Origin of the sequence: Clostridium sp. BSD2780061688st1 H5, from assembly GCF_005845155.1 — a bacterium.
GTDB classification, from domain to species: Bacteria; Bacillota; Clostridia; order Lachnospirales; family Lachnospiraceae; genus Claveliimonas; species Claveliimonas intestinigallinarum.
In genome coordinates, this window is sequence record NZ_SPGT01000004.1 from 90,065 (window position 1) to 111,053 (window position 20,989).

The 20,989-nt window shown below is 48.2% G+C and carries 18 protein-coding genes; 2 read left to right on the forward strand and 16 right to left on the reverse strand.

Going from position 1 to position 20,989, the window contains the following annotated elements; all coding sequences use genetic code 11:
- Nucleotides 1-39: 39 nt before the first annotated feature.
- Nucleotides 40-1,971 (forward strand): ribosomal protection-like ABC-F family protein, encoded by a 1,932-nt coding sequence (gene abc-f, locus FGQ86_RS04070; RefSeq protein WP_138303053.1) that lies wholly within the window; start codon nucleotides 40-42, stop codon nucleotides 1,969-1,971.
- A gap of 54 nt (nucleotides 1,972-2,025) precedes the next feature.
- Here abc-f and FGQ86_RS04075 read toward each other — a convergent pair whose 3' ends face one another.
- The 7 genes from FGQ86_RS04075 to FGQ86_RS04105 form a co-directional block, all read right to left on the reverse strand.
- On the reverse strand, nucleotides 2,026-2,937 hold the full coding sequence (locus FGQ86_RS04075; RefSeq protein ID WP_033124845.1) for a CorA family divalent cation transporter: 912 nt from the start codon (nucleotides 2,935-2,937) through the stop codon (nucleotides 2,026-2,028).
- Between the two features lie 43 nt (nucleotides 2,938-2,980).
- A complete protein-coding gene (ppk1, locus tag FGQ86_RS04080; RefSeq protein ID WP_330635873.1) occupies nucleotides 2,981-5,092 on the reverse strand; it encodes a polyphosphate kinase 1 in 2,112 nt (703 codons plus the stop codon).
- Nucleotides 5,071-5,982, reverse strand: a complete 912-nt coding sequence (locus tag FGQ86_RS04085) for a substrate-binding domain-containing protein (protein WP_052083871.1) — start codon at nucleotides 5,980-5,982, stop codon at nucleotides 5,071-5,073. The genes ppk1 and FGQ86_RS04085 overlap by 22 nt, the downstream gene beginning before the upstream one ends.
- Nucleotides 5,983-6,287: 305 nt before the next feature.
- Nucleotides 6,288-7,487, reverse strand: a complete 1,200-nt coding sequence (locus FGQ86_RS04090) for an NADP-dependent isocitrate dehydrogenase (RefSeq protein WP_033124843.1) — start codon at nucleotides 7,485-7,487, stop codon at nucleotides 6,288-6,290.
- A 46-nt stretch (nucleotides 7,488-7,533) separates the two neighbouring features.
- On the reverse strand, nucleotides 7,534-8,202 hold the full coding sequence (locus FGQ86_RS04095) for a GntR family transcriptional regulator (protein ID WP_033124842.1): 669 nt from the start codon (nucleotides 8,200-8,202) through the stop codon (nucleotides 7,534-7,536).
- Between the two features lie 5 nt (nucleotides 8,203-8,207).
- On the reverse strand, nucleotides 8,208-9,611 hold the full coding sequence (locus tag FGQ86_RS04100) for a 2-isopropylmalate synthase (protein ID WP_033124841.1): 1,404 nt from the start codon (nucleotides 9,609-9,611) through the stop codon (nucleotides 8,208-8,210).
- Between the two features lie 435 nt (nucleotides 9,612-10,046).
- Nucleotides 10,047-10,916, reverse strand: a complete 870-nt coding sequence (locus tag FGQ86_RS04105; protein WP_171031509.1) for a metallophosphoesterase — start codon at nucleotides 10,914-10,916, stop codon at nucleotides 10,047-10,049.
- A gap of 114 nt (nucleotides 10,917-11,030) precedes the next feature.
- On the opposite strand from FGQ86_RS04105, the gene FGQ86_RS04110 reads away from it, so the two are divergent.
- Nucleotides 11,031-12,005: a hypothetical protein gene (locus tag FGQ86_RS04110; RefSeq protein WP_033124839.1), complete on the forward strand. Its 975-nt coding sequence runs from the start codon at nucleotides 11,031-11,033 to the stop codon at nucleotides 12,003-12,005.
- Here the strand turns inward: FGQ86_RS04110 and FGQ86_RS04115 are convergent.
- Genes FGQ86_RS04115 through FGQ86_RS04155 form a run of 9 tightly spaced genes read right to left on the reverse strand, consistent with a single transcriptional unit; the run spans nucleotide 11,987 to nucleotide 20,988 of the window.
- A complete protein-coding gene (locus FGQ86_RS04115) occupies nucleotides 11,987-12,679 on the reverse strand; it encodes a Wzz/FepE/Etk N-terminal domain-containing protein (RefSeq protein WP_138303055.1) in 693 nt (230 codons plus the stop codon). The two genes, FGQ86_RS04110 and FGQ86_RS04115, sit on opposite strands and share 19 nt — an antisense overlap.
- Nucleotides 12,676-13,716 (reverse strand): acyltransferase family protein, encoded by a 1,041-nt coding sequence (locus FGQ86_RS04120; RefSeq protein WP_081957953.1) that lies wholly within the window; start codon nucleotides 13,714-13,716, stop codon nucleotides 12,676-12,678. Before FGQ86_RS04120 ends, FGQ86_RS04115 begins: the two co-directional genes overlap by 4 nt.
- The gene (locus FGQ86_RS04125; RefSeq protein WP_138303056.1) at nucleotides 13,662-14,816 is read right to left on the reverse strand and encodes a Coenzyme F420 hydrogenase/dehydrogenase, beta subunit C-terminal domain; all 1,155 of its coding nucleotides are present in this window, start codon (nucleotides 14,814-14,816) and stop codon (nucleotides 13,662-13,664) included. The genes FGQ86_RS04120 and FGQ86_RS04125 overlap by 55 nt, the downstream gene beginning before the upstream one ends.
- Nucleotides 14,800-16,353 carry an oligosaccharide flippase family protein gene (locus FGQ86_RS04130; protein ID WP_052083864.1) on the reverse strand — a complete coding sequence of 518 codons (1,554 nt, stop codon included), beginning with the start codon at nucleotides 16,351-16,353 and terminating at the stop codon, nucleotides 14,800-14,802. Before FGQ86_RS04130 ends, FGQ86_RS04125 begins: the two co-directional genes overlap by 17 nt.
- On the reverse strand, nucleotides 16,346-17,413 hold the full coding sequence (locus tag FGQ86_RS04135; RefSeq protein ID WP_033124831.1) for a polysaccharide pyruvyl transferase family protein: 1,068 nt from the start codon (nucleotides 17,411-17,413) through the stop codon (nucleotides 16,346-16,348). The genes FGQ86_RS04130 and FGQ86_RS04135 overlap by 8 nt, the downstream gene beginning before the upstream one ends.
- Before the next feature lie 3 nt (nucleotides 17,414-17,416).
- The gene (locus FGQ86_RS04140; protein WP_033124830.1) at nucleotides 17,417-18,442 is read right to left on the reverse strand and encodes a glycosyltransferase family 2 protein; all 1,026 of its coding nucleotides are present in this window, start codon (nucleotides 18,440-18,442) and stop codon (nucleotides 17,417-17,419) included.
- Nucleotides 18,439-19,455 carry a glycosyltransferase family 2 protein gene (locus tag FGQ86_RS04145; RefSeq protein WP_033124829.1) on the reverse strand — a complete coding sequence of 339 codons (1,017 nt, stop codon included), beginning with the start codon at nucleotides 19,453-19,455 and terminating at the stop codon, nucleotides 18,439-18,441. Before FGQ86_RS04145 ends, FGQ86_RS04140 begins: the two co-directional genes overlap by 4 nt.
- 4 nt (nucleotides 19,456-19,459) lie before the next feature.
- On the reverse strand, nucleotides 19,460-20,434 hold the full coding sequence (locus FGQ86_RS04150; protein ID WP_052083862.1) for a glycosyltransferase: 975 nt from the start codon (nucleotides 20,432-20,434) through the stop codon (nucleotides 19,460-19,462).
- On the reverse strand, nucleotides 20,419-20,988 hold the full coding sequence (locus FGQ86_RS04155; protein ID WP_033124828.1) for a hypothetical protein: 570 nt from the start codon (nucleotides 20,986-20,988) through the stop codon (nucleotides 20,419-20,421). The genes FGQ86_RS04150 and FGQ86_RS04155 overlap by 16 nt, the downstream gene beginning before the upstream one ends.
- Nucleotide 20,989: the final 1 nt, after the last annotated feature.

Below are 20,989 nucleotides of genomic sequence, written 5' to 3' on the forward strand. Positions count from 1 at the left end.
AGGCTTTAAAATGCACGGTTTTTACGCAGGAGGTACACCATGATACTGGCATGTCACAATATAGAAAAATCATTTGGGGAGGAGGTCATCGTGCGCGACGGCTCTTTCCATATAGAAGACCACGAGAAGGCAGCCCTGGTGGGAAGCAATGGGGCCGGGAAATCCACCATCCTCAAGATGATCGTGGGGGAGCTGCCTCTGGACGGCGGCTCAGTCACCCTGGCAAAGGGCCGCACCCTGGGCTATCTGGCCCAGCACCAGGACCTGACAGGGGGAAACACGATCTACGAGGAGGTGAAGACCGCCAAGGCGCAGATCATCGCCATCGAGAGGGAGATCCGGCAGATCGAGGAGGAGCTGCCCTCCCTCCAGGGGGATGCCCTGACAGAGCGGCTGAACACCTATCACCGGCTGACGGAGCAGTTTGAGCGGGAGAACGGCTACGCCTACGAGAGCGAGATCACCGGCGTTCTGAAGGGACTGGGCTTTGGGGAGGAGGATTTCTCCAAGGCTGTGGACACCCTCTCCGGAGGACAGAAGACCCGGGTCTCCCTGGGGAAGCTGCTCCTCACCAGACCGGATGTGCTGCTCCTTGACGAGCCCACCAACCACCTGGACTTAAACTCCATCTCCTGGCTGGAGACCTATCTTCTGAACTACCCCGGGGCTGTGCTCATCGTGTCCCATGACCGGTATTTTCTGAACCGGGTAGTGACAAAGGTGGTCGAGATCGAGCAGGGGAAGCTGACCACCTACATGGGCAACTACTCCGCCTACGCGGAGAAGAAAAAGCAGGTCCGGGAGGCACGCCTGAAGGAGTACATGAACCAGCAGCTGGAGATCCGCCACCAGGAGGCGGTCATCGAGAAGCTCCGCTCCTTCAACCGTGAAAAGTCCATCAAGCGGGCGGAGAGCCGGGAGAAAATGCTGGACAAGATGGAGCGGATCGAGAAGCCGGCGGAGCTGAAGACAGACATCCACCTGACGCTGGAGCCCTCCTGTGTCAGCGGAAACGATGTTCTCTCGGTAGAACACCTGAGCAAAGCCTTCCCGGATCAGACGCTCTTCACTGATGTCAGCTTCGACATCCGCCGGGGCGAGCACGTGGCCGTCATCGGCGACAACGGGACGGGAAAGACCACTCTCCTCAAGATCCTGAACGACGTGCTCCCCGCAGACAGCGGCAGCTTCACCCTGGGGGCCAACGTCCACGTGGGCTACTACGACCAGGAGCACCACGTGCTCCACATGGAGAAGACTGTGTTCGAGGAGATCTCGGACGACTACCCGGATCTGACGGGCACCCAGATCCGCAACATGCTGGCCGCTTTCCTCTTCACGGGGGACGATGTGTTCAAGCGGATCGGAGATTTAAGCGGAGGCGAGCGGGGCCGGGTATCCCTGGCAAAGCTGATGCTCTCAGAGGCCAATTTCCTGATCCTGGACGAGCCCACCAACCATCTGGACATCGCCTCAAAGGAGATACTGGAAAACGCCCTGAACAATTATACCGGCACGGTCCTCTATGTATCCCACGACCGGTATTTTATCAACCAGACGGCCACCCGCATCCTGGAGCTGGTGAACCACACCTTTGTGAACTACATCGGCAACTACGATTACTACCTGGAAAAGCGGGAGGAGCTGACCGCCGCCTACGCGTCCTCCTCTTCCGCACCCGCTTCAGCGAAGACCGGGAAAGCCGCACCCGCTGAGACAGTGTCCGAGGCCAAGCTGAGCTGGCAGGAGCAAAAGGAGGCCCAGGCCAGGGAGCGCAAAAGACAGAACGACCTGAAGAAGACAGAGGATCTGATCACCAGTCTGGAGGAGCGGGACGCACAGATTGACGAGCTCATGGCCACAGAGGAGGTGTACACCAACTCTGTGAAATGCCAGGAGCTGGCAAAGGAAAAGGCGGACATAGCCGCCCGGCTGGAGGAGCTGTACAAAAAATGGGAGGAGCTTGCGTAAGGCAGGCTCCTCCCTCTTTTGTAATGCAGGCGCATATTTTATGGCATTTTTTCTCTATAATATTTTCTTCTTCTTGAAGATCAGAATACAGACAATGATGACGATCAGGCTCAGCACGATAACCCCGGGATAGCCGTTCTGCAGCTCAGGCATATCCTTAAAATTCATGCCGTACCAGCCCGTGATCAAAGTCAGCGGAAAGAAGATGGTGGACAGGACGGTGAGGAACTGCATGTTGCTGTTCTGCCTTGCATCCACCTGAGCCTGGTACACGTCCCGCACCTGCTGGGCGTACTCCAGCAGGTGGGAGGTGCGGCTCATGAGTCGGTCTGCCCGGTCTGAGAGTGTCCCGAAGTATTTGAGCTGCTTTTTGGCGAAAAAGCCGTTCTCATTTTCCTCCAGCTCTCTCCCCATATCCATCATCTCGTCGTAATAGCTGCGCAGGTTCAGAAGCTTTCTCCTGATGGGCATCAGCTCCTGCTGGAAATTCTCGATCTTCCCCTGCATGGCGTCCTCCTCCATGTGCATCAGCGTCTTCTCGTACTGCATCAGCAGCTCCTGGTCCCTGCTCATGAACTCGGCAATGTAATTGTAGATAAACCGCTCCTTTGTCTCTCCCTGGTGAGCCTTTTTGCTCTTGATCCTGCGGATCAGCCGCATGGAGAAATCCTCGTCGTCCACCAGCACCACATGATTCTGGTTGATGAAAAAATAGATCCGGTAGCGGCTTCCCAGCACATCCAACAGCTTGGGGATACACAGGGTCCCAACCAGGCACTCCTGCTGTGTCTCCAGCTTGCAGAAGCCGATCTGTCCCAGCTGGATATCATTTTCATACTGGATGCCGGACAGGTCGAGAACCCGCCTGGAGTTCCGGGAGTCGGTGAGGAAGACCGCGGGGCACTGCTCCAGCCTCCACGCCTCCTCGTCCATTTTTTCCAGCCTCTCTCCCATCTTCCATATCATGCTTCTCAACACCTTTTCTCTCTATGTTATGCGCTTTCCGATTTTATGCCTTCCCCGCCTTCTCGTAGGCCTCCTGGTAAAAATACTCCTGGGCGTTCAGGGGCTCCTCCCCCTCCTTCTGGGCCACATGTCTGTACTCCCCGTCGCTGCAGGCCTCCCTGGCCTTCTGATTGTCTCTCAGCATAGTGTCAAAAATGGACTGCAGGCGCTCCTTTAAGTCCTCCTGGAGGACAGGGGCAGCCACCTCCACTCTGCGCACCGTGTTTCTCGTCATAAAGTCCGCAGAGGCGATGTAGTACTTTGCCCGCTGGCCCCTTCCAAAGATGTAGATCCTGGAGTGCTCCAGAAATCTGCCCACAATACTGATGATCCGGATGTTCTCCGTGCTGCCCTCCACGCCTGGGATGAGACAGGCAATGCCCCGGATGATCATGTCGATCTTCACGCCGGCACAGGAGGCCTCGATCAGCTTGTCGATGATCTTCTTGTCTGTCAGGGAGTTCAGCTTCAGCCCGATGTAGGCTTCCTCCCCGTTCTGAGCCCGGCTGATCTCCCCGTCGATCATATCCAGCACTCTGTTCTGGAGGCACTTGGGCGCCACCAGGAGCTTATCGGACTTCTCCACCACCTCGCCCTTGGAAAGAGCCTGGAACACAGCTGACGCCTCCAGCCCGATATCCACATTTGCTGTCATGAGCGACAGATCCGTGTAGAGGCGGGACGTCTTCTCATTGTAGTTTCCGGTTCCGATCTGGGTGATGTACTCTACCCGGCCCTCAGCCTTTCTGGTGATCAGGCAGAGCTTGGAGTGGACCTTGTAGCCCTCCAAACCGTAGATTACCTGGCAGCCGGCCGCCTCAAGCCGTCTGGACCACTCGATATTGTTTTCCTCGTCAAAGCGTGCACGCAGCTCCACAAGGACCACGACCTCTTTTCCGTTCTCAGCCGCCTCTATGAGAGCCTCAACCACCTTGCTCTGCTTTGCCAGACGGTAGAGGGTCATTTTAATGGAGATGACGTTCTCGTCCTCAGCCGCCTCGCTGAGCAGGCGGAGGAAGGGCCGGATGGACTCATAGGGATAGGACAGCATCTTGTCCTCCTCCTTGATCTGCTCTATGAGGCTTCTTCCCTCCTGGAAGGCGGGGGATTTCTGAGGCACTCTCTTCTCAAAGAAGAGCTCCGGATTTTTCCGCAGGATGTCCTGTATCTGGAAGAGGAAGGACAGATCCAGGGGCGCCTGGCTCCGGAACACGTGGGTAGAGTCCAGATCCAGATATTTGCAGAGTGTCTCCACCACATCCCCATCCATCTCCCTGGAGAGCTCCAGGCGGACCGGGGAGAGCTTTTTTCTCCTCTTGATCAGGTCTGCCATGAACTCCCGGTAGTCCAGGTCCTCATCGTAGAGGGCGTCCGCGTCAATGTCCGCATTCCTTGTTACACGGATCAGAGATTTGGCCTTGATCTGGTAGCCGTCGAACACTCTGGGAATATAGTGGAGGATCAGCTCTTCTGCCAGCATGTAACAGCCCTCCTGCCCCCGCACTGGGATCAGCCTCTCCACCATGGTGTTGGTGCAGGGGATAATGCCAAGTCTCTCCTTTTTGTTCTTCGTCTCAAGGACAGCCACCGCGTAGATCTCCTTGTTGCGCAGGAAGGGGAAGGGCTGTCTCTTTCCAACCACTGTGGGGGAGATCAGGGGGGCGATCTCCATCTGGAAAAATCTGGACAGGCTGTCCTTCTCCTCCTCGGAGAGACGGCCAAAATCTGTCAGCCGCACACCGCAGGGCTCCAACTTCTCCATCAGGGTGTTGTAGGCCCTGTCCCTTCTCCCGCTGAGCTCACGCACTTTTTTCAGGATCTCTCTGATCTGCTCCGCCGAGGTCATATGGGTCTTATTGTCCCGGATCTTTTTTCCCAGCAGCATCTGGTCCTGCAGGGAGCCCACGCGGACCATGAAAAATTCATCCAGGTTGCTCTGGTAGATGGACGCAAAGCTGAGCCGCTCGCACAGGGGCACCCGCTCGTCCTCCGCCTCCTCAAGCACCCGCTCGTTGAATTTCAGCCAGGACAGCTCTCTGTTCATAAACACCTGTTTTTTTGCCTTTTCTTTCTCCATCGTATCCTCCTCTTTTATTATTCCTTTGTATCTGCCCACTCGGCAATGTCGCCTCTGTAGATGTCCGCCAGCATGTCCGCGCTCAGGTCGTCAAGGGGATTGGACGCCTGCACGATGATCCGGATGCCGTCCTTTGCCACCGGGACCGGATCCAGCACATTTTTCTCGTAATCATACAGCTCTCTGGAAACCATAGCCATATCGCAGTCTCCTGTCAGGGTGTCTGTGATCCCCTGGGAGGAGTCTGATGCCGTCACCTGGATGTCCGCGCCCGGGTTTGCCTCCTCGTAGGCCTCAGCCAGCGCCTCCATCACCGGAGCCAGACTGGTGGATCCGTGGATCCGAAGTGTCCCGGCCGGCTGCGAGGAGAGGAACACATCCTTTCCCTCCCCGGCAGGTACAAAGAACTCTCCCACGATTTCCTGTCCCTTTCCTGTCACAAAAGTCAGGAAATCCTCCTTCAGCGCATTCTGATCGTCCGCACTGGCAAGGTAGAGGGTCCGGTCCAGCGGGTACTTACCGCTCTCAATAGTCTGGTCGTCCGCCTTCACGCCGTCCACCGCCAGCTCCTTCACGCTGTCGTCCCCGGAAATATCTGTGCCCCAGCTCACATAGCCGATGGCGCTCTTATCGCTTCCCACCGCCGCGATCACATCCTGGCCGGAGGTCGCAGTCTTTGCCGTCTCCAGAATATAGTCCCTGTCGTCCACGCCCTCCTCGTTAAGGCCCAGGGCCTGGGCAAGGCTGCTGCGGGTGCCGGACCCGCTCTCTCTGGTGATCACCTTGATCTGTCCGAGGGCTGTCAGCTCCTCAGCCTGCCTGTCGCCACCATCCGCCGGCTCGCTGCCGCTGCAGGCTCCTAGAAGGCAGGCCGCACCCGCTGCCGCCGCAATCGCTGTAATTGCTGTCATACGTCTCCATTTTTTCATTCGCATACATTCCTGTCCTTTTTATAATACATATTCTTCCCTATTATAAATGGTTTTCATGAATTTGTAATCCGAATTTATGTTAAATCTATGTAAAATTGACGCCGGGACATGCAAACTCGCCCAGCGCCATTTCAATCGTATCAATATCTTTCAAAATATCCCCTGTTGTACTGATAATATAGGTGAATATTCCCGGAAGGGCCGCAGTAGCAGTAATTGTGCCGGCATCCCGGCACAATTGCGCACCAATTACGTTAATTGCAGACGTAATACTTTTGCAAAGTATTACGTCTGCAATTAAACTACGCCAGTTTTTCTGCAATTGCCAGAATAAATTCTTCGCTGTTGAGCACAGTGGGGTTCTCCATTGTGGTGATCAGCGCCAGGTCCTTTGTCATTTTTCCTTCCTCGATGGTGTCGATGGTGGCCTTCTCCAGCTTGTCCGCAAAGGCCATCAGCTCCTTGTTGCCGTCCAGCTCGCCGCGCTTTCTCAGGGCGCCGGTCCAGGCGAAGATGGTTGCCACAGAGTTGGTGGATGTCTCCTCGCCCTTCAGGTACTTGTAGTAGTGGCGCTGCACAGTCCCGTGAGCCGCCTCGTACTCGTAATAGCCCTCCGGGGATACGAGAACAGAGGTCATCATGGCCAGGGAGCCGAAGGCGGAGGACACCATGTCGCTCATGACATCTCCGTCGTAGTTCTTGCAGGCCCAGATGTAGCCGCCCTCGGATTTCATGACGCGGGCCACCGCGTCGTCGATGAGGGTGTAGAAGTATACGATGCCCGCCTTCTCGAACCTCTCGGCGTACTCTTTATCGTAGATCTCCTGGAAAATGTCCTTGAATGTGTGGTCATACTTCTTGGAGATGGTGTCCTTTGTGGCAAACCACAGATCCTGCTTTGTATCCAGGGCATAGTTGAAGCAGCTCCTTGCAAAGCTTGCGATGGAGTCGTTGACATTGTGCATACCCTGCACGATACCCGCCCCTGTGAAGCTGTGCACAAGCTCTCTCTCCTCGTGTCCGTCCTCAGCTGTGTAGACGAGCTCCACCTTGCCGGCTCCCGGGATCTTCATCTCAGTTCCCTTGTACACATCCCCGTAGGCGTGCCTTGCGATGGTGATGGGCTTCTTCCAGTTCTTCACACAGGGCTCGATCCCCTTCACAACGATGGGCGCCCGGAACACAGTCCCGTCCAGGATGGCACGGATCGTTCCGTTGGGGCTCTTCCACATCTCCTTCAGATCATACTCAGTCATGCGGGCCGCATTGGGAGTAATGGTGGCGCATTTCACTGCCACCTTGTATTTCTTTGTGGCGTTGGCGGAGTCAATGGTCACCTGGTCATTGGTCTCGTTGCGGTGCTCCAGTCCCAGATCATAGTACTCTGTGTTGAGCTCGATAAACGGCTCCAGAAGATGCTCTTTGATCATCTTCCAGAGGATTCTTGTCATCTCGTCTCCGTCCATCTCCACGATCGGGGTGGTCATCTTGATCTTTTCCATGTTCGTATTCTCCTTTTCTTTAAATAAATTATTTGGATCAGCGTTTTTATTCTTCTATATGAAGATTTTTCATCACCTTCATGATGTGTTCGTTGGCAAGTCGCTCTGCCAGATCCTCGTCTCTGGACTTGATGGCCTCCAGGATAGAGCGGTGCTCCTCGATGGATTTCTCAGCCCGGCTCTCCTCCTCCACGGACATGGTCCTGGCCATCTTCACATATTTGTGAAAATCTGACAGTACATGTTCCAGTATACGACTATTGGAGGCGTGATACAAGACCTTGTGGAATTTTCCGTCCAGCTCTGACACCTGCTGTGCCTTTTCTGCACCCTTTTTGTCCGCACTCTTTCTTTTCAGATGGAACTCGGACAGAAGGATCACCTCCTCCAGCTCCTCGATCTGCTCCTCCGTGATATACCTGGTGGCCCATCTGGCGCAGAGTCCCTCCAGCATGGACCGGATCATGTAAATATCGTGCACGTCCTTCAGGGAAATGCCGGTCACGTAGGCTCCCTTGTTGGGGATGATGGACACAAGGCCCTCCAGCTCCAGCTGGCGCAGCGCCTCCCGCACCGGAGTCCTGCTGACCCCCAGCTCCTCCCCGATGGCGGCCTCCCGGAGCTCATCATTTTCCTTGTAGACACCGGAGAGGATGTCCTCCCGCAGTCTGCGGAACACCCTTCCCCGGAGAGATTGGTCCTGGTACTCTTCCATTGCCTTTAGTCCTCCTGCGCTGTCAGCGTCACGCCTGTCCTGCGGCACGCGTCGTCAATGACCTTTAAGAGCTCCTCGTCTGTCAGCACCGTGACGCGTCCGCTCTCGTACTCCTGGTCTACCCAGTCCTTGACGATAGACACAAGCTCTGTGTTTTTGTCCACCTGTTTCCCCTCCGGCAGATGGAAGTAGGTGTTGATCCAGTGGGCAATGCCCGCCAGCCCGGAGGTGTTGGACACAGCCACAAGGGGCGGTCTGTTCAGGAATTTGTCCGTGTCAAATATATTGTAGATCTCCTCGTTCTTCAAAAGGCCGTCCGCGTGGATGCCGGCTCTCGTGACGTTAAAATTCTTTCCCACAAAGGGCGTTCTGGAGGGAATGTGGTAACCGATCTCCTTCTCGTAATATTCGGCCAGCTCTGTGATCACGGTGGTGTCCATGCCGTCCAGGGTACCCCTCAGCTGGGCGTACTCAAAGACCATGGCCTCAAGAGGCGTGTTTCCTGTCCTCTCCCCGATGCCGAAGATGGAGCAGTTCACGCCGCTTGCCCCGTAGAGCCAGGCTGTGGAGGAATTGCTGACCGCCTTGTAAAAATCATTGTGTCCGTGGAACTCAATGAGCTCGCTGGGCACGCCCGCGTGGACCCTAAGCCCGTAAATGATGCCCGGGATGGACCTTGGGATCACGGCTCCGGGGTAGTTGACGCCATATCCCATCGTGTCGCAGACGCGGATCTTCACCGGGATCTGGTACTCCTTCATCAGGTTCATGAGCTCCAGGCAGAAGGGAATGACAAACCCGTAAATGTCTGACCTGGTGATGTCCTCCAGATGACACCTGGGGCTGACGCCGGTCTCCAGACACTCCCTTATAACGGAGAGATAGTGCTCCATGGCCTGCCTTCTCGTCATTTTCAGCTTATAGAAAATATGGTAGTCCGAGCAGCTCACAAGGATACCCGTCTCCTTCATGCCGATCTCCTTCACCAGCTCAAAATCCTTCTTGCTGGCCCGGATCCAGCTCGTGATCTCCGGAAACTGGTAGCCCTTCTCCATACACTGGTACACGGCGTCCCTGTCCTTTTTGCTGTACAGGAAAAATTCGCACTGGCGGATCTTGCCCTTCGGCCCGCCCAGCCTGTGAAAATAGTCGTAAATGTCCACGATCTGCTTCGTGCTGTAGGGCGCCCTGGACTGCTGTCCGTCGCGGAACGTGGTGTCTGTGATCCAGATCTCGTCCGGCATGCTGTGGGGCACGATCCTGTCGTTAAATGCAATCTTCGGTATCTCGTCGTAGTGGAAAAGATTTCTGAATACGTTCGGCTCTTTTACGTCCACGAGGGGATACATATGCTCCTCAAGCTGAAGCAGATTTGTGTGTTCATCAAGGTAAACCTTCCTGTCCTGCATGTGTCATCTCTCCTTTAGATTATTCTTGTATAATTGTATACAATCATACAATTGATGTCAATAACAATTTCCGATAACTTGTAATAATAGATGATATTGCAGTTGCCAGTATACATATTACGTGTTATAATATAATAAATATAATTCACTATTGCTATACAACACATTATTCTTTTGAATCAATACTCGCATTTCTTTTGAATAATACTGTCTTTTCAGTTTATAATTTTAATAATCCTTGAACTTGCCTAAATAATAAGATGAGAAAGAAGGGGTAAATATGGTTGTTTTATTTACTGTTTTATTATTTCTCTTTTTTATATTTCTTTTCTTGTGTTTTGTCTGTGCTGCCGCTTCAAAAAGAAATGGGCAGCAGGATAGTTCCGACCAGGAGCAGGAAAAATATATTCGGCTTCACAGAAAGGGCTGACCCTGCTATGCTGATGGCTCAAGATTTATACAGACGATTTCCGATGTATTATTAATTCTTGGAACTATATTTCCACTTCCCAGTCCCCTGGACAAGATCAATGTATGGCCGTTTTCTGTAAATATTCCCTCTGTATATTCAGGAAAGAAACCTTCATCCTGACTGTAAAGCCCACCTATTCCCGGAACGATAATCTGTCCTCCATGTTCATGTCCGGAAAGGACCAGATCAACATTCCACAGCTCCAGGCCTCTCCATAGAAGCATGCCTGCTGGTATGTGACACAAAAGGAGTTTAAAATCATCTGATTCTTCATACTGCTTTAAAAACTGATATTCATCTCCGTCGCCCCTCGGTTCGATCATACCATATTGGGACGCTCCGCCTATATTTATCATTGTATTGCCAATCACTGTCTCTATAGATTCATTGTCTAATACAGTTGCTCCTGCTTTTTCTATTTTGTCTCGTATGGATGTCTGATAATAATCTTCATAGTCTTCTTCATGGTTCCCATAAGAGAAATAGACTGGTGCCATATCAGATAACTGTTTAACAAGATTTTCAACAACATCCAGAGACTCTTCGTTCCTGTTGAGCATATCTCCTGTCATACAGATGATGTCCGGAGTCAGCTCCTCTACCATTTTAATCAGCTTCTCATTATCTTTTCCAAAGCTTCGATTGTGCAGATCTGAGAGCTGTACGACTCGGATAGTCTCTTGAATCTTGGGTGAAATAACTGTATACTTCTCTACAACCAGCTGATATTGCGATAGATAAATCCAGATACAGACGCCAACGATTACTGTCAGGTATAAAATTCTGCTATATATCCAAAGCTTGTTTTTCTTCTTTCTAATTTTTCTAATCATAAAATCCTCCTGCTCTTCACACATTCTAATGTCTGTTATGCTTGTTATACTGTCTTTTATCCTATATAATAATAGATAACAAAACAGAAAATATTGAAAAGGAAATCTTTAATAATGAAATTAATCGAATTATATCAAAAGAAAATATATCCAAATCTTCAATACCTGTTCACAAAATTTGACTCTGTTAAATACAGAAATTATGTTGTCTCTCTTCCGGAAAACTTTGCCTCTGATATCAGTCAAAAATACCAGAAAGTTATGCGCATTTGCGAAGGAGAGTACGAGTATGAATATTTCAACTTCTGCTACCTTAATAATGTCCTGTCGCTTGTCATCTTCTGCCTGCGCAGTGGGTTCCTGCCCTCTATAGAAATCAATCACTCAAAATCCTCTCAAATCCAGTGGACTTGGTATTTCGAGCAGCCTTTCCATATAGAACCGACTATCCCATGTCAGGAGGAAATCTGCCCTCGACGCAGTGCTTCCTTCCAGCCCCATTTTGAAGATATATATAATCCGGAAATGATAAAGCTCTGGGGAAAGATATACAACCAGTGTATGTGCTTCAACACGAGTACATACTCTTATATTCAAGAAGAATACCGCTCTCTTATATCCCCCTACAAACGAGTGCTGGGAATCATCTGTAGGGGGACAGACTACACCTCTCTTCATCCGCCTGGCCATCCGGTTCAGCCTTCCGTCCAAGAAGTGATTTCCTATTGCCAAGAGCATATGAAGAATACACCTTATGATGCCATCTATCTAGCCACAGAGGAAAGAAAAATACGAGACGCCTTTGCAGCAGCATTTCCTGGTAAAATACTTGAAAATAAAAGAAAATATTATGATGATATCTATTATAGCGACAACTCCATTCAATATATAAAAGATGTACATTTCCAAAGAGAAAATGATGACTATTTATCCGGACTTGAGTACCTTTCTTCTATCACTCTCCTCTCCCGATGCACATCACTGGTAGGCGGAAACTGTACAGGGACAATGGCCGCTGTCTTTCTGAACAGCGGCAGATATGAACATGTCCACATTTTCGACTATGGACTTTATCCCTTTAAGGAATAGTCAGGAATCACTCCCAGCACAGAGATGTCCAGATATCTTTGGACATCTCCCTTATCATTAATTTTTCTCTGGCCAGATGTAACGATAATAAGAAAGAAAAACAGCAAAGCGGCGGACAAAGCAACAGACTGAAGGACAGACCGCCACAAAACAGGGTAGGCTTGTCTACGGGGCAAATTGGGTTCGTCAGAGACGACAGCCCACGGCACACCTGTCGCCTCCTCAGCCTTTTCTACCGCATGAAAGCAGAGTTTTTCTGCAATCTGCTGTGTCTGGGATGGCTCCGTTCCAGCCACCAAAATGTGAACGATTCTGCTCTGATAATCTGACGACACATAGATCAAGTCCTGAAGCGCCTTGGCGTTAAGAATATCTTCCATACCCATGTCTGTAATCACATTCTCCAACACCGATCTACTTTGCATAATCTCAATAAAATCCTGTGTAAGCTGCTGGCTGGCATTCAAATCATCCGAAAGGATTTCTCCATCTGCCCGGATAGGTCGCACATAGATTTCTGCTGAAGAATAATATACTTTCTGTGTCATAAATCCGGCTATGATTCCTCCTGTTATACTTGCCAGAACAATCCACAGTAAAACAACTCTTTTATATTTTTTTATATATTCTACAATTTCTTTTATCTGTAGAATCAGTTCATCCTTTTCCCTCAATTCTCACACCTCCTTTGCTCTACATGCCAAAGGCAGAAAGATAAAACCAGACATACCGTCAATACAAGGCTGAAAACAGCCGTCTCTCCAACATTCCAGGCGGCAGGCATCAGCTTCCAGATTATTTCCAAAAGCAGCGGGTGCATGCCATAGACAACAATGGACGTCTCCCTGCAAAAGCTCCCTACTCTTTCCCATTTACAGGCAGGTCTTTGCAACGCAAGCATCAAGATCGTACATACAAGAGGCATAAGGGAGAAAGAGAGCGTTGTTCCTCTATCTGCTCCTATAAAGAGAGCCAGACCTGTTTCAGCTGTATTCACAACAAGCCACCATGGGCAGCATAGCAAAGACCTGCTTCTTTTGACTGTCTGCCACTGTATTTGAGTGTGCCAGATTACGGCACCCATCATAGTAAAAGGTATAGCATCGCATAGAAAACGCCGCAGATAATCAAAATAAAAATTTTCCTCCAGTGTTTCCAGGACAGGAAGCAGACTGACAGCCGCCACATTCCATGTGTAGGTCAACGCTCCCCCTGCAAAGAAAAGCAGGGAGACAGCCGCCACATATTTCCATATTTTTCTCTTTTCACATATATATAGCACACACAGAGATGCAATCGCACTGGGGAAATACCATAAGTGGTAGTAAGCGCCATAAAATAGAATCCGCTGGATCAAAAGCTTTGCCAATTCCGCTGCGCTGAAATCAGCATAGCTTCCTTTTAAAGCATCCCATAATATATAAAAAACAGAAAAAACGGCATAGTATCTCATTAGACCACAGACTGCTTTTCCCAGATACCTTTTTTCGCCTTTCCATTTAGACGCGAAAAAATAGCCTGACACCGCAAAGAAAAAAGGGACCGCAATTCTGGAAAGTATTTCTGTCAGAAAGATCCCCGCACTCTCCGACAGATCAAAGAGCGGTTTGATATGAATAGACACAACCAGGCAGGCGCAGACTAGTTTAATCATATCTATAGAATTGTTTCTTTTGATTTTTTTCTGTTCATCATTTTCCACTTTAACCATTTTCTTCCTGCCTTCTTTCGGATTCCATTTTTAGAAGCCATTTCTATGCTTTTTTCCAGAGAATACCGACCGGTATACTTGAAAAAAAGATTCCTAGAATACAGATCCCAGGGGGAAACTGTATAACTGCTGTTATATGTTGTCACGTCATCTATCCTGATTTCGTCCCAGCAGCCCAGAGGCCAGATTTTCTCCAGAAGCTTTTCCCCCTTTTTACTGTGCACGATCACAACCGAATACCCTCGATCATCCCGCCATTTCTCTGCAAGATATTCACATCCCCAGAAATCGCCCCCCGTAAAATCACTAATCCTGTTCTTTTCTCTGAATCTGCAAAAGAAACAAGATGGACGGAGATTTAGGTTTCTGAGGAAAGACTGCAGGTATACATCCTTTTTCATGGATCTTGCATACACCTCTCCGCTTTGAAAGGAAATGCGCATAGAGAACTCCCGCCATCCCAACGCCTTATTTCGAAACTCTACCCGTTCCACCTCCTGTGTACCTGCTGTTTTCCGGAGATATTTTTTAAAAATCTCCGGAGAGCTGACTCCATGGCAAATAAAATCAAAGGTGATCAGCCCGTCATATTCTCTCCCTAGAAATCGGTATAGTGCGGCTACCTGACAGGGCGTTCCAGAAAAAAGGACTGGCCTACCTGCTTCCAAAAAACTCTTTACGCTGGAGTAACAATGGCCTGTATCAGCCTGCAGATATTTTGACCCCTGTATATCTCGTAGGCCGTCTATTTGGTCCGTCCAACAAAAACGTGCTGTCTCTCGTTCCATTCTCACCCCGAACACAATGCCTCCACTTTCCAGGACATACGCTGCAAGGAGAAAGAAAAACCCCCCTGAAGAACTTCTGCGACGGACATCCTCATCTTTGGCATACATCGCATAGGGCTTACAAAAACTTTCTTCTGACCTATTAGTCTCTGGACATGTCCGTCTGCACAGGCCACATCCTGTACATCTCTCTGCATCTATTTTCGGATAGGGAAATCCCTCCTGATCCTGGCACATAGAAATACAATGCACAGGGCAGACATTTTGGCAGGCTCCACATCCCGTACAGTCATATCTATAAATCTGCTCCATTTTTCTCCTCTCTTTTTATCTTAAAGTTTGCAAGGATTCTTTCTGCCTGTTCTTTTTCATCAGATGAAAATCCAAAATACCATAGACAAAGAAGATACACTCCCAAAAACAGGACCGCCTCTCCGATAAAAGCAGGCCATGAATCAACCGGGATAAACAGCCGAACACAGAGCCCTACTGCCGCCGCTATGAGTAGGGCTGCCGTCGGACGCAGCATACTCCGGAAAAAGACATAGATATCCAACCCGACATGCCTATCGTAATACCAGTTCATCAGTAAAACATTTCCTGCAACCGTAGCCAGAGCCGTACCTGCCGCAGATCCAAGTGCCCCAAAACGAATTGCTAACGGAATGCTGACAATCAAATTAGCGAGAGCAATCAGGAAATAGGTGACTGACCGGAATTTATGTTTGTTTTTTGCTTTCTGTATCTCTATACCGATATTTTGAATCAAAGGAATCATAGTCGGCAACATAATGACTGCCCCAATCAGATATGATCCTTCATATTCCTGTCCTGCCCATTTGATGATAAAAAACTTTCCATACAATAAATAGCCGGTGAGTACTGCCCCGAGAATAATATACTGTATTCTTCCTATCTTCACAAACAGTTCTGTCAGCTTGTCATCGCCCTGGCCTTCTGCAATCATTTTATTCACTCTAGGAATGAATACATTGGATACCGCTGTGGACATATTGATAAAGTACTGATTGAACTGACTTCCGACAGAATAAAGCGCTACGATTCCCGCTCCCTGAAATGCTCCAAGGACCATCTTGTCAATATTCCAGTTAATCTGATTCGCCACTTCATTTAGGAAAACATAAAAAGAGAAAGTCCCCACTCTTTTCAGGACGCCACGTTCCATTCCCTTGAACTGAAATTTCATATGCAGCTTTCTCACACAGTAATAGACATTCAGTCCCACACGCAAAAGCGACAAAATCAGATTGGCCATTACAAGAGACATGGATCTGTATCCCATCAGCAAAAGCGGTAGCCCGATGAAAGGGTTCAGCACGTTTACCATAATCAGAAGCATTCTTTGAAAAATGTACCTCTCATGCGCCGTTATGTAGCAGTCAAAAATAATATTGGGAAAGGTGAGCGCCATGGTTATGATCAATACTACCATAAGAATTCGCACTTCCTGTATTTCTCCAGGGGTCAGGCTCCCTCCAAACAGAAAATCTGCAGACAGGACCATACCTGCTCCTGCAATCACACACAGAACTGACATGGCCAAGAATACAAGGAGAAAAATGCTGTTCAGCTTCCGGATACCTTCCTCATCGTTTTGTACCCTATAATCATAATAAAATTTCACGTAAGAACTGCCAAACCCAAATGTCAGCAATCCCAAGTAGGCGACCGTTGAGTTGCTCAGCTGGTACAGGCCATATTGATCTTGTCCCAAAAGTCGTAGCATGACCGGCGTATAAATCATTGCCGTCAGATTCTGGATGCCGATTGATACATAACTCAAAAACGTCCCCATTTTCAATTGGTTAAATGATCTTGCTCTAAGCATAGCGCTCTCCTTTATAAATGCAGGACAGGAAGTCTCTGGTCTTTTCTCTCTCCTCTTCTATAATTGCTTCTGACTTGCAAAAGTCTGTATCCTTTACGGAATTGCAACCTACTCTCTCCCAATATCTGTCTTCCATATCGAATCTTTGCAGCAGAGTATGAAGCCGAGATCCCATATCTGCAAACGCCTCTTTTCTGCGGAAAACGACAAAGTTCTTTTTAAATATGATTGAAAAAGCAGTTCCATGAAAAGAATCTGTACATACTATTGACGCGTGGTCCACAAGATAGAGAAATTCATCCGGTGCTATCTGAAAATGTTCCTCTGTCTGAAGACGGTAGACCACGCATCCTGCAAAGCGAGCGAACTCCTCCACACGCTCTTTGTATTCTGGCGTATATTCACCCAGAAAATAAGCCAGTATATATCGATTTTCTCTCATCTTCACTCTTTTCTCTATCCTTCTCCACTGTGAAGCAGAAAGATAAAAAGTTGGATCCAGCAGTACTTCCGCCTTCCTCCCACACAAACGATAGATCAATGTCGCCCCCTCTTTTTCCCTGACCGAAAGGAGGCGGAAATCCTGGATCCAGGCAGCATACTCTTTTTTCTTTTCCTCCGGTATGTCCTCCACAGCAATGCTGGGGGCAAAAGCAACTTTCTTCTCCGCACTTGTAAAAGTCAGGAAATTATCACACGTCACATATGCAAGATAAGGATTCCATACCTGGTCACTCCCTGCCACAAAACAGTCATAGGAGGAGTCCAGTTTCTCCGGCGCCGAATCTTTGATGACATATCTGCTCCTCTTTATGTATCTTTTCGTAAATCTATAAAAACTCAGTCTCCTCCTCTCTTCCACCGTAAGATGATAATGTAAGAGTTTCTTGAGACGCAATTTATTCAGATAAACAAAATTCTCTGCATCAAAGACATTGGTCACTTTATGCACAGTCTCGACCTCGGCACCTGTCTCCTTTAATGCCTCCTGGACAGCGTAGTTCTGCAGCCGGTTCCCGTAATTTTCTCCATTTGTAATCGTAATGATTCCTATTTTCACAGTCTATCTTCCTTTTCTGATTGCTTTTATCTTTGTATACATATAATGAATCACATAATAAACCAAGAATTTTTTCTTTTTCAACAGATAATGATCCAGTTTTTTTATTCTCCCATTTTCTCTTTCTCTCTCAAGAAATGTTTGAAATCTTTTATCTGACAGAACCTCCTGTATCTGACCGATACGATACAAAAAAGGAAGGCTCTTCCATACAGTCAGATAGGCGGCTGCCGTATTGATCCCCTGACGAAAGAAATAGTGATTCAGTTCCTTTTGTGCATTCAGACTGATATGATAGTATGTCTGATCCATTTCCAGTATTTTTTTGTCTATATCCATCTGCATTTCAAATGAGTTTTTATAGTAAGCACTACCAGCACCTTTTCCTTGATCAATATGATAGGTCATGACTGGTTTGCTCTCCACTCTGTAATTTCGCACGTATCTGAAGTATTCCAGGTTGAACCTGATATCCTCTCCATACTTGATCCCCTGCGGAAACTGAAGCCCGTTTTCCACAATAATCTGCCTACTGTATAACTTGGCACACGGATACATGAAGAGCTCTTCATTCAACATTCTAGGAAGATTATCATATCCGGAGTGCATGCCTATGATATAGTCAGAAAGTGCAAGCGGTGCCTTCTTTTTTTCTCCCACCACATGCTTATAAAAATTCATGACAAGCCACTGAATGTCAGAATCTGTCATTTGCAGCATTTCCTCCAGAGCACCATCCTCCAACTCGTCATCTATATCCAGAAAATAAATCCACTCTCCCTGGGCCTTTGATATGCCCAGATTCCTTGCGGCGCCTACCCCTCTGTTTTTCTGTCTGATAAGGCGGAACTTCATGTTTCCTTCTATGTATTCCCTGCATTTTTCATAAAAATTGTCTGTGGACCCGTCATCTATAAGTATGACCTCATATCTATCTTCCTTTTGTCTATATATGGAATCCACACATCTTTGAAAATAGAGTTCCCCATTATACACAGGTATGATAATACTGATATGAATTGTCTTCATGCTTCCTCCTGATTTCGTCTAAGCTTATGAGCAGCATAAAACTCATGAATTTTGCTGTATAAAAAACCGTGCCTCAGCAGAATCCGATCCAAAGGATGCAATCTTCCGGACGCAGCTTCTCTTTGAACGATCTCCCGAAATTCCCAAGAGTCCGTTACAGTCTGTATTCTCCTCTTTCTCTCTAATCTTTCAAGTCTTTTTTCCCCTGCAATCCTCTGGATGACCGAAACCGCCTGTGAAAAATAAAAATGATTGATCCTTTCGTATGCTGTCTCATCGATTCGATAGACATTGTTTATGCGGTACTCCATTTCGCGGAATATATCCTTCTGGATCTCCCACTCATTGTCAATCAGTCTGGTCCCCAGGCCCTTTCCATATGTATAACAGTACCCATATACCTCCTTCCGCAGAATAGTAAAATTGCGCACAAAAGAAAAATAGTCCATATTGAACAGCAGATCCTCCCCATAGCTTTTGTCCTCATGAAAGTAGAGGCCATACTCCGAGATCAGCTTCGCCTTGAACAATTTTCCCCACACACAGTGAAAATTCCTGCTACAGCACAACTCAGGAAGTTCACTTTTCATACCCCTGTGGACAGCTTCCGTAAAATACTGTGCATGTCTCATAATTGTTCCCTTGCCGCCCTGCTCTGACATATAGTAGTTCCCGATAACCCAATCTGTGCCTGTCCGGTATTTCATCAGCTCTTTTACTGCGTCCTCCAAAAGAATGTCATCTGCATCCAAAAAGACGATCCAAGTTCCTGAAGCCAACTCTAGTCCAAGATTTCTTGCCGCACTTACCCCACGATTTTCTGTCGTCCTGACAATAAGACGGGAATCTTTCTCCCCAAAACACCTGCATATTTCCTCCGTTCTATCGGAAGATCCGTCATTGATTACGATGATCTCCAATTCCGGATATGTCTGTCCGCAGGCGCTTCGTATACATTTTTCTATTGTTCCCTCGGCATTATAGGCCGGTATTATGATTGTAACTTTTTCCATTGTCTTATCTCCGAAGCAGAGGTCTGATCAAGCAAACCGGACTATAACGCAAAGCCAGCCCTATCACCCTGTCCTTTTCTTTCCCAGTTCCCCTCCACATAAAAGCTGGAAATACTTCTGCAAATCTTTTCCGGTAATATCTGTAGTCATCCCTAAAAGTATGGAATTCCCCGCTCTTCAAAACAGAGAGGAGCAAACAATAGTAATGTACGCTTAGGAAATAGTCCACATATTTTTTCAGCGAAGGAAGTCGATCTAAAACCTTTTCTCGCATTTTCCTCAGATGGCTTTCTACAATACGGAATTTCCGTGAATACCCAGACTTTGTGATACTTCCCTCTCTCGCACGGTAATAATACTCCTCTGTGTCCACAAAGACAGCACGACGGCACTTTAGGAGCAGACTGAACAAAGTAATCGTATCCTCATTGATCTCACCTTCTGGGAAACGTACATTCCTCCACATTTCTACGGCAAACACCTTGTCACATACGCTCTCTGTAATCTGACGCAGGAAAAAATGTCTGAGGACCTCTTCGCTATTCCAGGTATATGTATGTACACTCTTAAACTTTTGTATATGTTCCTCTTCCACCCAGCGACAGGCGGCTATATCTGCGTCCTCTGTTCTCACCGCCTGAAGAAGGTGCTCATACATAGTGGCAGAGATCCAGTCATCCGAATCGACAAACCCCACATATAGACCTTTTGCCAGATCCAATCCCGTATTTCTAGCAGAGGAAAGTCCTCCGTTTTCCTTATGGACCACATGGATCCGTTCATCCTTCTCCGCATACAAATCACAGATTGCTCCACTCTGATCACTGGATCCATCATCGATTAAGATTACTTCAAACTCCTGAAAAGATTGTGCGAGGATGCTGTCCAGGCAATCCCTAATATACTTCTCAACATTATAAACAGGAACAATGATGGACAAAACCGGCTGTTCCTTCCCTCTCATTATGCCTCTGTCCATTTGTTTTTCACCTTTCTGGCGGGAATTCCCGCTATCACAATACCCGGCTCTGTAAAAGAAGTATTCACAACAGCGCCTGCTCCCACCGTAATGTCATCGGCAATCGTAATTCCGCCTATCAGAATTGCTCCTGCACCTATATCCACCCTTTCTCCAATCCTTGGTGTTTCCTCAGATACTCCATTATTTCCTATACAGTTCGAGCCGTGAAGACGGCAGTCTTTCCCAATCCTGGCATATCCGTTTACCACGATATTCCCTGTATGATAGATAATCAGGCCCTCATCAAAAGAATTCTCCACAATTTCCAATCCGAGTTTCAGCCCAAGCCGGTTTTTCTTTCTTCTCATCAAAGGATACATGATCCACTTCACAATGCCGGACTGACTGCAAAAAAATTCTGTATATCTCAGCGCTTTCTGATACTTCCATATTCTGACACAGGGATCCTGCGCAACCCATTCTACAAGCCGAGTACGCTTTGTTTTTCCAGTAATATAAAAAGCTTTTTCCTTTTTCAGGCATGCCTTTAACTTTTCTCTTGTATCAATCACA

Coding starts and splice junctions, on each gene's coding strand:
- FGQ86_RS04075 (WP_033124845.1), bottom strand. CDS start 2,937: ATGATATGGAAGATGGGAGAGAGGCTGGAAAAAATGGACGAGGAGGCG.
- FGQ86_RS04110 (WP_033124839.1), top strand. CDS start 11,031: ATGAAATTAATCGAATTATATCAAAAGAAAATATATCCAAATCTTCAA.
- FGQ86_RS04100 (WP_033124841.1), bottom strand. CDS start 9,611: ATGCAGGACAGGAAGGTTTACCTTGATGAACACACAAATCTGCTTCAG.
- FGQ86_RS04125 (WP_138303056.1), bottom strand. CDS start 14,816: ATGGAGCAGATTTATAGATATGACTGTACGGGATGTGGAGCCTGCCAA.
- FGQ86_RS04150 (WP_052083862.1), bottom strand. CDS start 20,434: ATGGACAGAGGCATAATGAGAGGGAAGGAACAGCCGGTTTTGTCCATC.
- FGQ86_RS04095 (WP_033124842.1), bottom strand. CDS start 8,202: ATGGAAGAGTACCAGGACCAATCTCTCCGGGGAAGGGTGTTCCGCAGA.
- FGQ86_RS04130 (WP_052083864.1), bottom strand. CDS start 16,353: ATGCTTAGAGCAAGATCATTTAACCAATTGAAAATGGGGACGTTTTTG.
- FGQ86_RS04085 (WP_052083871.1), bottom strand. CDS start 5,982: ATGAAAAAATGGAGACGTATGACAGCAATTACAGCGATTGCGGCGGCA.
- FGQ86_RS04105 (WP_171031509.1), bottom strand. CDS start 10,916: ATGATTAGAAAAATTAGAAAGAAGAAAAACAAGCTTTGGATATATAGC.
- abc-f (WP_138303053.1), top strand. CDS start 40: ATGATACTGGCATGTCACAATATAGAAAAATCATTTGGGGAGGAGGTC.
- FGQ86_RS04140 (WP_033124830.1), bottom strand. CDS start 18,442: ATGAAGACAATTCATATCAGTATTATCATACCTGTGTATAATGGGGAA.
- FGQ86_RS04120 (WP_081957953.1), bottom strand. CDS start 13,716: ATGGTTAAAGTGGAAAATGATGAACAGAAAAAAATCAAAAGAAACAAT.
- FGQ86_RS04145 (WP_033124829.1), bottom strand. CDS start 19,455: ATGGAAAAAGTTACAATCATAATACCGGCCTATAATGCCGAGGGAACA.
- FGQ86_RS04090 (WP_033124843.1), bottom strand. CDS start 7,487: ATGGAAAAGATCAAGATGACCACCCCGATCGTGGAGATGGACGGAGAC.